Consider the following 13,358-nt stretch of genomic DNA (forward strand, 5'->3'; position numbering starts at 1 on the left):
CCGCAAGTCAACAGGCAACGGCGGCAGCGACGGCAGCTGGTCGATCGGAATGTCGACGGTCCAGTTCATCGGTCCATTCCCTTCTGCGCCGACGGTGCCCCCGGGATGGTCGATCGCGGCTCGCGACCGTGCATCGGCCCCACCCGGACCGGCTCCCAGGCCGCCCGGCGCGGGCATCGCTAGCAAGGCGTATCTCATTGGCGGTGTGGGGATTTCAACCTGAATGGTGGTGGTACAGGCTAAGGCCAAGCAGCACGATGACGCCGGCCAGTAAGAGCACGCGCGGAATGATCACGCGGTTCCAGGCGGCTTCCAGCGACGGGCCGTCATCGAGTTCATTACCCTGCAACGCCGCTTCGGTGAATCTAGCGTTGATCGGCTTAGCCACGATGAAGTAGATCGCCAGCCAGACCAACGTGAGCACAGCGGCCGCAGCACGAAGTCCTCCTGCGGCCGGATCGTGCCCGACGAACGCGAGGATCGCCGAAGACACAATGGCCACAGCGCCGATGGCTCCCGGGATGGGCAGGCGCCTATCACCGTAGTAGTGGACGAAGCCGACAACTCTGGTCAGCTCGGCCTTCGTGAGGCGTTTGAGCGCGGAATCCCACACGACCGCTGCGAATGTGTCGGTGCCATACGTCACACCTGCACCGAGCAGCCCAACGAGAACCGTGACAGTGGTAGCAATCTCCATGAACACTCTCCTTGATTTCAGGGCCGCACTCCCGGGATGGTTGGGGCCACTGGCTTCCCCATCGGCCCGGTGCAGCAGGCCCACCTTCAGATCGCCCCGATCAGTCGCTCAGGTCCTTTGCCGGGCAACCACCTCGCACAAGGCGGTGACGGTGTACGCCTGCTGCAGCTCACTCTGCGGCAGAGTCACCTGATACTCCTTCTCCACTTTTGCCGTGATCTCCATCAGATTGAGTGAGTCCGCGTGGTAACGCTCAACGAAGTCGGCGGTGTCGTCGATCCCGGCCGGATTCATCGCCAGGACCTCTGCCACGATCTCGCGGATCCTTGCGAGTGCGTTGTCCGTATCGTTCATCTGACATCCTTCGATTGCGGCGGCACCGGACTGGAGGACAGCAAGCTCGCGGCCGGGCGGGAGACGACCAGGAATGAGCCCACGGTGAGAATGGTTCGGCCGCCTGCTCGCGTCTCACCGCTGAACTCACCGAGCGCCCCGGAACGATGTTGGAGCTCTACGTGGTGTTCCAGCACTTCCCCGGGAATGGCTGATGCGGCGAAGGCAAGGTCGCGGACGCCGACCATCAGCGGGAGCTCGTCCGGCGGGCCGAGCTCGGCGAGCGACCACAGGAGCGAGGCAGCCTGGCCGAACGACTCGAGGACGAGCGCAGACGGATACCGGAATCCCTCGATTCCGGTTCCGTCTTCCATGTCCCGGTAGCAGTCTTCCCCGCCCGTGACAGCCTTGGTGGCGACGAGCGAATTGGGCGGCGAAAACTCCCGCACGGTATCGAGCAGAAGCATCGGGGGGCGCTGCCGGAGTAGACCGCGCACCTGGCTGTGGTCAAACATCAGACCCCCGCCGGTTCGAGCGTGAGGTGCACCTCCGCTGCCGTCTGACCGTCGGCACGCACGCCGCGAGCGACCACCCCGACCCGCCCGATCGCCTGAGGAGTCAGCAGCAGGGAGAGTTCCAGTTCGTCGCCCGGAAGCAGGGGTCGGACGAAGCGAGCGCGGCCGATGCTGCACAGCCGAAGTTCGGCGCCGCGGGCTGAACTGGCCGCCTGACGGACACATTCGATCAGGAGAACCCCCGGCAGGATCGGGAAGTCAGGATAGTGGCCGGCCATCTGCGCGGCTGCCCGTTCTACGGCCAACCGCACGGATACCCGAGTGCCCTCTGGGGTGTGCTCGGTCTGCGGTGGGCGGTCGAGCGCGTCAAACACCGTCGCTGTCCGAGTCGAGGCGCGCACGACAGCCTCAGCCCATGCCCGGATGAGCGACGAGGCGCTGCGCGAGCTCTTCTACGTAGTCTGTGATTGTTATGTCCCGGTCGAGATATGGGACCACCTGACGCGTCTGTTCGTAGAGCCGCCGGGTCGCGGTCGACAGGCCCTCGGCGCCTCGGATGTCAACGGCCTGGCAGGCGCACAGCAGTTCGAAAGCGACCACGTGCGCGACATTTTCCAGCACTTCGTTGGCGCGCCTGGCCGCGACGAAGCCGAAGGAAACGATGTCCTGGAAGTCTCCGGTCGAGGTCAACGACTGAATGGATATGGGCATTGCCTTCGCCCGGGTTTCTGCGGTCAGTGAGGCGGTCATGAACTGCCCGCCCATCAGCCCCAACCGCAGGCCGGGGTTTTCCCGGCACAGAAAGCCCGGAAGCCCGTTGCTGTTGCCGGCGTCGAGATATCGGTCGATCCTTCGGTTGGACAGGTTGATCAGCGTGGTCATCGCGATGACCAGGTGGTCCATTGCCATCGACACGTATTGCCCGTGGAAGTGCCCGTTGTGGAACACCTCGGCCTCATCCGGGTCGATCAGCGGATTGTCGTTGGAGGAGTTGAGCTCGTCCTCGACGACCCGCGCGATCGTGGCGACGCTATCCATCACCGGCCCCAGTATCTGCGGTGTGCACCGAACTGAGTACGCGTCTTCGATCGACTGCGATCCCGCCTTTGCGGTGTCCCCCATCTCAGCCGAGAGAAGGTGCTCCGTGTCGAGCTCGTCGACCGCGAGGCCGGAGTCGCCCAACGTGTCCCACAGGAACCTGGCGACCTCCTGCTGTCCCTTGTGCGGCTTGAGCTTGTGAACCTGCGGATGGAATGGCTTGGTCTTGCCGACGAGGGCTTCCACGGATAGGGCCGACACGAGCAGATATGACTGCAGCAGACGCCGGGCCCGGGCAACGCTCATGCTGCCCAGCCCCACCATGCCGGAGGTGCCGTTGATCAGCGCCAGTCCCTCTTTGAAACTGAGTTCCATCGGCACGATGCCGACTCGTTGCAGCGCCTCGGCGCCCGGTAGGACTTCGCCATCCAGCCTCGCTTTCCACTGGCCTATGCAGACCAGTGCGATCGCGGCCAACGGCCCGAGGTCGCCGCTGGTGCCGAGCGATCCCTTCTCGGGCACGCACGGCACGACACCCGAGTTCAGTACCGCAATGAGCTTTTCCAGGTTGGCCAAGGAAATGGCCGAGTTACCACGGGCAAGCGACACAATGCGGGACAACATGATCGCGCGGACCATGGCGTCGTCGAGATGTTTGCCAACGTTGGTCGCCACTGCATTGAGCAGGTTCTCCTGCAGTTGGCGTGCCATGGATACCGGAACCAGCCAATTGACGAACCCGCCCATACTGGTGTTGACGCCATAAATGACGCGCCCCTCCGCGACGAACTTCTCCAGCGTTTGGCGGGAAGTTTCCACCCGTGCGCAAACGGCGTCGTCGATGGCCACAGGAACGGCTGAGACCGCGGTCGACTCGATCTCGGTCAGCCGAACCCGCCGATCTAGGGACAGGGTGAAGACCACGTGTAGCTCCTAAGCGTTCGTAGCGGGTTGTAATTCGGACGTGCTTTCGGGAGCGGCCAGCCGTTGCCTGAGCAACGCGCGATCGACCTTCCCGTTTTCGGTCAAGGGAAGCTCCGGCAAGGTGTAAATCGACCGAGGCACCATGTAGGTGGGCAGCTCCCGCGCACAGAACGCGAGTGCAGCGACTTCGTCGAGTTCCGATTCCGGGCGGTCGAGGACGACGGCCGCCATCAGAATGTGGTCCCCCGACCGCGCTACCAGGGTCGCCGCGGCCGCCGTCACGGCGGGAAAGCGAGTGAGGACGCTCTCCACCTCGCCCAGCTCCACCCGATTTCCGCGGACCTGTACCTGGTAGTCGGATCGGCCCACGAAGTAGAGCTCGCCCGCTGAACCCAGGCGGGCCAGATCGCCCGTGCGAAGCACTGTCTGCCCATGCCGCGGCTCGACCGGGTCGGACACCAGCACTGCGGCTGTGGCCTCGGGGTCGTTCCAGTAGCCGGTGAACAGCGCCGGGCTACGCAGGTAGATCTCCCCGATCAGGCCGGGCCGGGTGACCACCTGTCCGTGATCGTCCACCAGGGTCATCTCGGCCCCTGCGTGGGCGTGTCCGATCGACAGTCGGTCCTGCTCGGTCGGCAGCGGATGCGGAACATGGGTGAACGAGGCGGCCATCGACTCTGTCGCTCCGTAGCCGTTGATGAGGCTGACGCCGGGAAGCACCGCCTGCAGCTGGCGAATCTCAGGGATCGGGAACTCCTCGCCAGCGAATACGACTGAGCGCAGCCCCTCCAATTCCTTGAGCAAATCTGGATCGTGGCGCAGGACGGGTCGCCATAGTGACGGAACGCCGTGAACCTGGGTGACCTCGGCGTTTCGCAGGACAGCGACCATGCGCCGAGGTGAGCTGAGGTGCTCCCGCCGAACGGGCACGAGTGTGGCACCGCTGCTCAGGGCCACGCCGATCCCGAACAGCGCGAAGTCGAATTGGAGCGGTGATGTGCTGGCAACCCTGTCGTCGGGTCCGGCCAATCCGTCGTCCAGCATCGCGCGGAGGAACGTCACAATTGCCCGGTGGCTCATCACCACGCCTTTGGGACAACCGGTCGAACCGGAGGTGAAGATGATGTACGCGGTATCGGTGGCGACCACGTTCCGGCGCCGGCGCGCCTTGCTCGCCGGCGCGCGCTCGATCACCAGGCCGTTCGAGCCGAACTGCGCACTGCCGCTTGCCTCTGGCAGTTCCCTGTGCTTGATGCCGTCCGCCCGTGCGTGCAGTTCCGGTTCGACCGACTGCAGGATCGCCCGCAGGCGGGTGTCCGGCGTCTGCGGGCTCACCGGCACAAACGCCAAACCGAGCATCGAGCACGCCAGCAGGATGGCCACCGAGGCTGCCGAAGTGTCCGCCTCGACTGCTACGCGGTCACCGACATCAAGCCCGAGGCTGTCCAAGACCGCTGCGTACTCCCGGATTTGGCCGTCGAGGCGCCGGTAGGAGATCTCTTCCAGAGTTCCGTTCTCGTCTGCCTCGACCACTGCAGGTTTGTCCGGGGTGCCGTCCGCAGGCGCCATGAGCAGCCGATACAGGTTGTCGGCCGAAGGATGCGCACGTTCCATAGCGTCCCCGTTCTCACTTGAGCGGTTGAGTCGAGCGGCCTTCTTCTGTTGCCGCATCGGGCTCTTCCGATTAATCGTTCGACACCGGGACGGGCGCCGAACTGGAGCGCATCTTGATGCGGGATGGATTGCCAGGGTGACGCGCTATACGGGCGGCTGCACGGTCGTAATTTGGCCACCATCATTTGCCCACGTGCGCCCCAACACGCGGCGACGTCGTTGCCGAACATCGATGACGTGAGAGAGGTGTCGAACTCGGGCAGACGGGTCAGCCAGCCTCAGAATGCTTTGCGGGCGCGCGATCGACAGCCCGCTCCCAGGACACGATCCCGTGTCAACGGTCGGCGAATCGTCCTCTTGAAATTTGCTGTTGCTCAGACGCGCGGTCGTGAACGACACAACCGCGCATGCTCAGAACTGGCCCCGGCAGAGATCGAGCAGGGCCATGGCGAAGGCCGTGCCGGGTTTGCCAAGCGACTCGCGATACCGTCTGAGGACCTGCATCTCGCGCGAGAGATGCACCCGGCAGCCGCCCGAGGTGATCCGAGCCTGCTGGATTTTGTCCGAGACGAACATGCGCTCAAGCACCAAAGCGATGATCCGCTCGTCCAGCGCATCGATCCGCTCGCGGGTACCACCGATCAGGACCGCCGCATCGTCGGTGCGCGCGCCGGTCGTCTCTCTGTTCACGCTCATCGTTCATCTCCTTGAGGGCTAAGTGGTGAAGTGCTCGTCAAAGCGCCGCAGCTTGGTGGTGAGGTAGCGGCGGAATCGGTTCGGAGGGCCTGGTCATGTCGCTTCCCCGGGGGTGCGCGTTGGCCGAGCCGGGGTCTTCGGGGTGGCTTGCAGGCACTCTTCAAAGAAGGCAAACGCGCGCAGGTGGTAGCAGCGGGCGACCCGGCCGAGGCTGATGTTGTGGCCCGCGTCGGGTTGGCGTTCCACCCGGACGACGGGTGCCTTGGTCAGCCGGGAGCACAAGTCCGCGATGTCCGGCTCGTCGTGAAGCCACCAGGCCTCGTGCTCGGCAAACGTCAGCCGCAGCGGGATTTCGATCCGCGGCGCCAGTTCCTCGAACCTCGCCGGCCACAGGTACACCTCGGCGGCCTCGCGGGCGGGCACGGGGGCGACCAGCGCCTCGGCCGCGCGGAAAGTGCCTGGGGGGTAGAGACCCAGCGGTCCCCAGTTGCGTTCCCATTCCATGCGGCGGCGGAGCAGTGTCCGGTCGGCCGAATCGAAGTTGTATCGGTGGCCGATACCGGAGGCATCCAGCGCGAGCAGTCCGGGGGTGCGCGCGGCGGTCGCAAGGGCGAGTTTGCCGCCGTAGGAATGGGCCAGCAACAGGAAGCCCTTCCCGACGGCGTGCCGTTCGGCGAACGCGTCGAGAGCCCCGGGCAGGACGGCGGCCTGCTCGTCGAGGGTCATACCGTCGGGTACCTGCGCCGCGGAGCGGCCATACCCGGGCCGGTCGAGCGCCAGGACCGTGAAGCCGAGGTGTGCGCCCAGCGTGAGCAGAGATAAGTCAGGCTGGGCCTGCCCGTCGAAGTAGCCCGCGCGCATGCCGCCACCGTGCACCGCGAGGACGGTCGCCCGTGGCTGCCTGTCGGGCGGCTCGGCCAACAGGCCGGACAGGGTCAGGCCCGCAGCCTCAAGGAGGATCGTGCGGACCCCGGCCGACTGGGTCTGCGACGGCATATTTCGGTCCGTCCCGGGCACGCTCATGGTGTCCTTGTCGGTTGCAGACCGACCGGTGCCGCCGGAGTCGCTAAGGGGAGCCATCGGGGCGGTTAGGGGTGAGTCGTGGTGGCGCTGTCCAGGTGAGACCGGCCGACTCGGCGGATGTGACGGGGGCCGCCCACGGATCCTCGCCGTGGATGTCGAGGATCTGTTCACGCAGCCACTGGTCGAAGGGGTGCTGTGACTCAGTCCAGCGCTTCCTGGTCCGCTCCGGTGCCACGGTCTCGAAGTGCACGATCGCGTAGTCCCGATCGGGCCGAGGGTCGATGCGGAGCACCTCGTGGGTGATGCCCAGCCTCCGCCGGGAGGCCTCGTAGTCGCGTCGGCGCGGCCCCTGCAACTCGGCGATGAGCAGGTGCCAGGCGCTGGCCTTCTCGTTGTTCAACGGCACCGTGCGCACCACGGACCGGACGCCCTCCACGGTGCTCCGGCCGCCCTTGCGGGGGGCCAGCATCCGCAGGCCGAGCGCGGCGAACATGTTGGATGCCACACCATGCTCCCATCGCTCGGCGACCCTGCCCTCCTCGTCGAACCGCCAAATGACGATGCCGACGGAAAGGAACGCACGGCCGGTGGGCGCCACCCCCAGCAGATCGCCCTGGTGAGTGCCGCGCCAGGTGTTGTGGATGACGACCATGTCGTCGTGTGCGCTGATGTCCTCGATGGTGACGTGGAAGTCGGGGAACGCCTCACGCAGTCCGGCGATGGTGTATTTCACGCCCTCGGCGCCCTCGGGCGCGCCGGGCAGGCCGGCGTGGTCGACGACGTCCGGCCGGTAGAGCTCGTCGACCAGCGAGAAGTCGCCCTGGTTGACGAACTCGGCGAAGACCCGCCGGATGGTCGCCTTGTTGCGTTCCTCAGCGCTTTCCCACGCTGGCGGGATCCTGGTCGCAGTGGTCAAGACAGCAGTCCTCTCATCGGTCTCGGCGGTTCCGAACACGCTCATGTCGCGCTGGCGGTGCTCCTGGGGGCCCACCGCATGCCGTACGCGACGTGTTCGTGTTCCGCGGTGTGGAAGGTGCGATTCCAGACGAGTTTGAGAATCCGGTCGCGCAACCAGATGGCGGCCGGGTTCTGCAGGGCGCCGATCACGCCGATCCGGTGCGCCAACAACTGCATCGGCCGGGTTCGCTGCTGCCGCTCGGCCTCGTAGGCGCGCAGCGCCTGGGTGATGGTGGCACCGGGCGTGGCGAGATGATCGGCCAGGACCAGGGCGTCTTCGATTGCCAGGCAGGCGCCCTGCCCGATGTTGAAGCTGATGGGGTGCGCGGAGTCGCCCAGCAGGGTGACCCGCCCCCGTCCCCAGACAGAGTCTGGTTTGCGGTCCATGACATCGCTGCGCAGGATGCTCTCCGGAGTGGTGGCGTCGAGAATCTGCTGAACCGGGGCGATCCAGCCGGCGTGCCTGGCGCGCAGCATGTCCAGGGTCTGCTCGGGCGTGCCCTCGTCGCGCAGGCCGGCGGGGCCGTTGGCGACGCTCATCCAGTGCACGACGCCGGGGGCAATGTCGTAATACGTGAAGCGGGTTCCGGGACCGAACAGCGCTCGGAAGGTGCCGGGCGGGAACTCCGCAGGAGTCATGTTGGCGTGGCCACGCCAAGCGATGTAGCCGGTGTAGTCGGGAGGTTCGGGCCCCAGCAGCCGGCCGCGGACGGTGGAATGGATGCCGTCGGATCCGACCAGCATGTCGCCCTCCTCGGAGGTGCCGTCGGCGAAGTGAACGCTCACCCCATCGGCATGCTCGGTATACCCGGTGACTTCGGCGCCAGTGACGATGGGAGCTGTCACGGCTTTACGCAGGATGTCGTGCAGGTCGGAGCGGCTGATGGCGACGGTGGGTTGCCCGTAGCGCTCGACGAATTGGCCCACCGGGTACTCGCCGATGACCCGACCGGTCGAGGTCGCGAAGTGGCACACGGACTGCGCGGGAGCGATCTTGGTTACCTCTTCGGCGACTCCGAGGTAGGCCAGAGCCAGCATGCCGTTGGTCCAGATGTGCAATCCGGCGCCGCCGTCGCGGAGTCGGGGTGCGCGTTCGAAGACGACGGAGTCGATACCCCGCTGCTGCAAGGCCAGTGCGGTGGCAATCCCGCCGATCCCGCCGCCGGCGATGAGAACCCGGCGTCTGGCATGGGGCGTTTCTGCGGACATGACTTCTCCTTCGGGTCAGTGCGGACGACTCGGCGGCAGTTGGGTCAACCGCTCAGCCCAGCCATCGCGCCATCCGGGTAAGAGTCGGGGGTGTCTGAAAACTGGCTGTCGGCCGTCAAAGGCGGCAGGGGCGCCCGCCAGGTGACCGAAAGCCCGGTGTACACGTACCGACTGGCCTCGATGCCAAGCAGCACGATCCGGTCTCCCGGCCGGATGCGTCCCGAGGTCCAACCCGCGTCCAGGGACAGCGGCACCGCAGCCGAGCCGGTCGCCCCCACCGCGGCGAGGTTCTCCACGATCCGCCCGGTAAGTGCCTGGTTGTCCTCGGCGGACAGGCCGGCGACCGTGTACTCGTCGGCGAAGTAGTCTGCGTTGCCCTCCGGCAGCACGATCGCGTCGAACTCTTCAAGCGCCCGGCCTTCCTTCCGTGCCATCTCCTGAATCGCGCGGACGAAGACCCGTGGCCCGAATTTGGAGGTGCCGGGGACATCGATCTTCATCTGGATCAGCTGGCGCCGGCGCATCTGCTCGGCCTGCGGCACGTCCGTACCGCCGCCAACGATTTCCATGCCAGGCTTTCGCAGGCCACCCACGCAGGCGTTGATGAAGGTGAACTCGTCCGCCGATACCTCCGCCGGTTCAGCCTGCATCACCACGGCCGCCGCACCGTCGCCGAATGTGTACAGCGTCAACCGGTCCCGCATCCGTACGCGCGCCGGGTCAGTGCCCAGAAAAAGCGGCGCCATCAGCGGCGAGGCGACGTCGCTCCCCACGATGAGGGCGGTGCGCGCCGTCCCGTCGGCCAGGTGCCGCCGGGCCAGGTCCAGCGCCTGTACCCAGCCCGCGCAGGCCCCGCGGATCTCGATCGCGGCGACACTCTCCAGACCCAGGTAGTGCTGCAGGGTGGTGGCGACGTTGGGCAGCGTGTACTCCGGCGTCGCCGTGCACACCACGATCAGGTCGACCTCGTCGGGCTCCAGACCAGCCCGTTCCAGCGCCTGCCGGGACGCACGTTCAGCCATCCGGCTGTTGTTGATCGTGTGCTCGCCGGTCGCCGGGTCGATCATCCAGTGCCTGGTCTTGACCTGAATGCCGTCGAGGACGTCGTCCGGCAGCGGTCCGACATACTTCTCGAGCGTCGCATTGTCCAATGGTTCTCCCGGGACAAAGCTGCCGCTGGAGAGGATCTTCACGTCGTACGTGGTGGTCATTGGCCGGACTCCGTTCCTTGGAGGGGTGCGGGGGACAGGGCGAGCGAGGTGTGGGTGCCGCCGAGAGATGAGCTGTTGATCAGGACAGGGCTGCGGCTCGCGCCCTCGCGCCAGGTACCGACGGCGAGGACCGCCGAGAGCTGGGCACCCGCGCCGATCGGCTCGCCGAGTATCCGCTTCGGAGCCTCGAACCGCACCCCGCCCGTGCCGAACACGCGCTCGACGGCGGCCTGTTCAGGACGGTCGACGGCAGCCAGGCCCGCCGCGTTCGCCCAGACGGCTGAGACGTCGTTCGGCTTGAGCCCGGCGCCGCGCAGTGCCCCGCGCATCGCCCTCTCCATGCCGTTGCCACTCGGGTCCCAACGGCCGATGCCACGCGCATCTGATGCGGTCTCGTACCCCAGCACCTCGGCGTGCACCGGGGCGCCGCGTCGCTCGGCGCTCGACCGGCGCTCCAGCATTAGTGCGATACCGGCCTCGGCAAGCGTGTACCGGCGCCCGGCCGCCGAACCGAACAACGGGATGCCGTGGTACGCGGCCAGCACGGCGGGTGAGAACGCCTCGACCGCGGGCACCAACAGCCGCTCGGCACGTCCGGCGCGCAGCATGTCGTACGCGACCCCCAACGCCGCGGCGCCGGCTGCATGCCCCGACGTCAGCGTCGACGTCGGCCCCTTGGTGCCCAGGGCCATGGCGACCATTCCGGCCGCCCCGTTGAACACGGTGAACGGGAACACCGCGGGGTTTGCGGCCCGGGCGCCTTCGCGCAGAACCGGGACGGTGAAACGTTCGCTGAACTCCATCGGCCCGATGCCCGTGCCGAGCACTACGCCTGTCGCGGCGACTGCGTCCGCGTCATCTTCCGCTCCCGCCGCGCTCAGGGCGGCTCTGCACACGGCGACGGCGAGCTGAGAAACCTTGTCCATTCGCCGCCGCTCCCTGGCGGAGCCGGCGGCCGAACGGTCGAACTCGGCCCGCGCCAACCGCAGACCATGCTCCGAAACACCTTGCTGGCGCCCGGCCGCATAGGCCGCCCAAAGAGCCTCGGGACCCTCGCCGGCCGAGGTGATCGCACCGAATCCGGTCACCACGACGTCGTCCGGGGCCTCGGCCGGCGCCGGCGCGTAGGCGCCGCCGGCGCGGGCGAAAGCGATGGTGGCGTTGGCGCCGGCGAATCCGAAGTTGTTGGACAGCGCGGTGTCCAACACCATCGGCCGACCCGTGCCCGCGACCGGGTCAAGGCCGCATTGGGGATCCGGCTCGGTGAAGGACGCTGTGGGCGGCACCACCTGGTCACGCAGGGCCAGCACGGTGACGATGCCCTCCACCGCACCCGCAGCGCCCAGCAGGTGGCCGATCATCGACTTGGTACTGGACAGCGCGGTCTTTGCGGCACTCTCGCCAAGCGCGGCGAGCACCGCCTTGCTCTCAGCCGTGTCGTTCTTCGGCGTCCCTGTGCCGTGTCCGTTGATGTACCGGACGTCGTCGGGTGTCAGATCCGAAGAATCGAGCGCTGCGAGGATCGCCCGGGCTGCGCCCTCGCCCTCGGGGTGTGGGGCCGTCGGGTGATAGCCGTCGGCGGACAGGCCATAACCCAGTACCTCCGCGATGACCGGGGAACCGGTCCGCTCCGCGACCCGCCGGGAGAGCAACACCAGCATCCCGCCGCCCTCGCCCAGGGTCAGCCCGGACCGGTCCTTAGAGTAGGGCGCCGCTGGCCGCGGAGAGAGCGACCACAGGCTGCTGAACCCGGCGAACGCCGACTCGGTGAAGGCATCCGCGCCGCCGACCAGCATCGCATCGGCCCTCCCAGCTCGGATCACGTCCAGGGCGTGGGCCATCGCGTGCGCGCTCGAGGCACATGCCGTGTTGACGCTGAACACCGGCCCCTTGAGGCCGAATGCTGCCGACAGCGCCTCCGCACCGGCGTGTGGCGGTACGAACGTGTAGCGGTGCCAGTCGGGTGTGTTGCCTTCCCGCAGCTCGCGCAAGGCGAGTTCGGCGCTGCGCCAGCCGCCGTGGCAGGTACCGTACGCGACGCCCCACCGCTCGGCCGGGATGTCCGCGTCGACCCGCAGACCTGAGCCTGCCATGGCCTCCTCGGCGGCGGTCAGGGCGTAGTCGACGGACAGATCACGGCTGTCGGAGCCCGGGGCGTAGTCGTAACTGGGTGAGCAGCTCTCAGTGACCTCGCCACCCAGGGCGGTCTGGTAGTCGTCCATGGGCAGGCGGCGCACCGGCGCAATAGATACTCGCCCCGCGCGCACCCCGTCCCACAGGGCTGCAGCCGAACCGCCGTGCGAGGTGACCGCGCCAACCGACGCGATTATCACACTGACAGCCTGGTCAGGAACGTCAGTCACTTTCGTCTGCTCCCTCTCTGAACAGCAGCGTTCGCCCGCTTACGCGTGCCTGGACAGGGTCAGCGCCACGGCCTGGCCCTCGATGCCCCGGGCCAGAGCCATCGCATGGGAGGGCTGAGACTCGCGGGCGCTGCCGCGGACGTGGTTCAGATCGCAGGCCGGGTCGGGGTCATCGAGGTTGAGCGTCGCGGGCACGGACCCGTGGTATAGGGCCAGCGCGGCCACGGCAGCGTTGAGCGCACCGCCGCCCCCGACGAGATGACCGGTCTGCGGCTTGACACAGCTCACCGGCACCGACCGGACGGCGGGGCCCAGCGCGGCACGCAGAGCGGCAGCCTCGCCGGCGTCCCCTAGCCGGGTCCCAGAGCCGTCGGCGGCAACGTAGCCGAGGTCGTCGGCAGCCAGCCGGGCGTCGTCGAGCGAGCGCCGCACCGCTCGGGCCAAACCGCGTCCCTCCGGGTCTGCGGCCGGTGGTGTACGAGCGTCATGGCCGGCGCCATAACCGCTGAGCTCTGCATAGATCCGGGCGCCGCGGTCGAGCGCCGCTTGCTTCTCCTCGAGCACCAGCAGCGCGGCGCCCTCGCCGGGGAGCCCTCCGTCGCGGCCCCGGTCGTAGGGCCGGTACGCCCCGTGCCCCCGATCGTTGCGGGTGGTCAGGAGGCCAAGCCTGTCCAGAAGCGTCATCGACCACCAGCTGGTGGCGTCGTCGTAGCCGCCGGCGATCGCCACATCCGCGTCCCCGCGGCGCACAGCGCGCATGGCCCGGCCGATCGCGGTG

14 protein-coding genes are annotated in these 13,358 nt (G+C 67.5%); all 14 read right to left on the reverse strand.

Translation table 11 applies throughout. The annotated features are described in order from the left end of the window. Positions 1–69, reverse strand: a 69-nt coding sequence (locus A9X04_RS32400; protein WP_369828918.1) for a hypothetical protein, incomplete at its 3' end; no start/stop codon positions are given. Between the two features lie 145 nt (positions 70–214). Next, positions 215–697 (reverse strand): DUF1772 domain-containing protein, encoded by a 483-nt coding sequence (locus tag A9X04_RS20910; RefSeq protein WP_142393413.1) that lies wholly within the window; start codon positions 695–697, stop codon positions 215–217. A gap of 108 nt (positions 698–805) precedes the next feature. Further along, on the reverse strand, positions 806–1,051 hold the full coding sequence (locus A9X04_RS20915) for an acyl carrier protein (RefSeq protein WP_067924497.1): 246 nt from the start codon (positions 1,049–1,051) through the stop codon (positions 806–808). After that, positions 1,048–1,497 (reverse strand): 3-hydroxyacyl-ACP dehydratase FabZ family protein, encoded by a 450-nt coding sequence (locus A9X04_RS20920; RefSeq protein WP_156764452.1) that lies wholly within the window; start codon positions 1,495–1,497, stop codon positions 1,048–1,050. The genes A9X04_RS20915 and A9X04_RS20920 overlap by 4 nt, the downstream gene beginning before the upstream one ends. 47 nt (positions 1,498–1,544) lie before the next feature. Then, the gene (locus A9X04_RS20925) at positions 1,545–1,919 is read right to left on the reverse strand and encodes a 3-hydroxyacyl-ACP dehydratase FabZ family protein (RefSeq protein ID WP_142393412.1); all 375 of its coding nucleotides are present in this window, start codon (positions 1,917–1,919) and stop codon (positions 1,545–1,547) included. A gap of 34 nt (positions 1,920–1,953) precedes the next feature. Then, positions 1,954–3,507, reverse strand: coding sequence for a phenylalanine aminomutase (D-beta-phenylalanine forming) (locus tag A9X04_RS20930; protein WP_067924503.1), 1,554 nt, complete (start codon positions 3,505–3,507; stop codon positions 1,954–1,956). A gap of 9 nt (positions 3,508–3,516) precedes the next feature. Further along, entirely contained in the window at positions 3,517–5,121 is a 1,605-nt protein-coding gene (locus A9X04_RS20935) for an AMP-binding protein (RefSeq protein WP_067924504.1), read from the reverse strand. A 411-nt stretch (positions 5,122–5,532) separates the two neighbouring features. Continuing rightward, on the reverse strand, positions 5,533–5,817 hold the full coding sequence (locus tag A9X04_RS20940) for a chorismate mutase (protein WP_067924507.1): 285 nt from the start codon (positions 5,815–5,817) through the stop codon (positions 5,533–5,535). Between the two features lie 93 nt (positions 5,818–5,910). Further along, positions 5,911–6,813 (reverse strand): S9 family peptidase, encoded by a 903-nt coding sequence (locus A9X04_RS20945; RefSeq protein WP_156764453.1) that lies wholly within the window; start codon positions 6,811–6,813, stop codon positions 5,911–5,913. 70 nt (positions 6,814–6,883) lie between these two features. Beyond that, entirely contained in the window at positions 6,884–7,756 is an 873-nt protein-coding gene (locus A9X04_RS20950; protein ID WP_197509262.1) for an ester cyclase, read from the reverse strand. A 41-nt stretch (positions 7,757–7,797) separates the two neighbouring features. Then, complete coding sequence (locus tag A9X04_RS20955) at positions 7,798–9,006, reverse strand: NAD(P)/FAD-dependent oxidoreductase (protein WP_067924513.1); 1,209 nt, start codon at positions 9,004–9,006, stop codon at positions 7,798–7,800. A 44-nt stretch (positions 9,007–9,050) separates the two neighbouring features. After that, positions 9,051–10,217, reverse strand: a complete 1,167-nt coding sequence (locus tag A9X04_RS20960) for a 3-oxoacyl-ACP synthase III family protein (protein WP_197509263.1) — start codon at positions 10,215–10,217, stop codon at positions 9,051–9,053. Continuing rightward, a complete protein-coding gene (locus tag A9X04_RS20965; protein WP_067924516.1) occupies positions 10,214–12,580 on the reverse strand; it encodes a beta-ketoacyl-[acyl-carrier-protein] synthase family protein in 2,367 nt (788 codons plus the stop codon). Before A9X04_RS20965 ends, A9X04_RS20960 begins: the two co-directional genes overlap by 4 nt. A gap of 39 nt (positions 12,581–12,619) precedes the next feature. Then, on the reverse strand, positions 12,620–13,358 hold a 739-nt coding region (locus A9X04_RS20970), incomplete at its 5' end, for a beta-ketoacyl synthase N-terminal-like domain-containing protein (protein WP_304442406.1).

Origin of the sequence: Mycobacterium sp. E3247 (assembly GCF_001667785.1) — a bacterium.
Taxonomy (GTDB): Bacteria; Actinomycetota; Actinomycetes; order Mycobacteriales; family Mycobacteriaceae; genus Mycobacterium.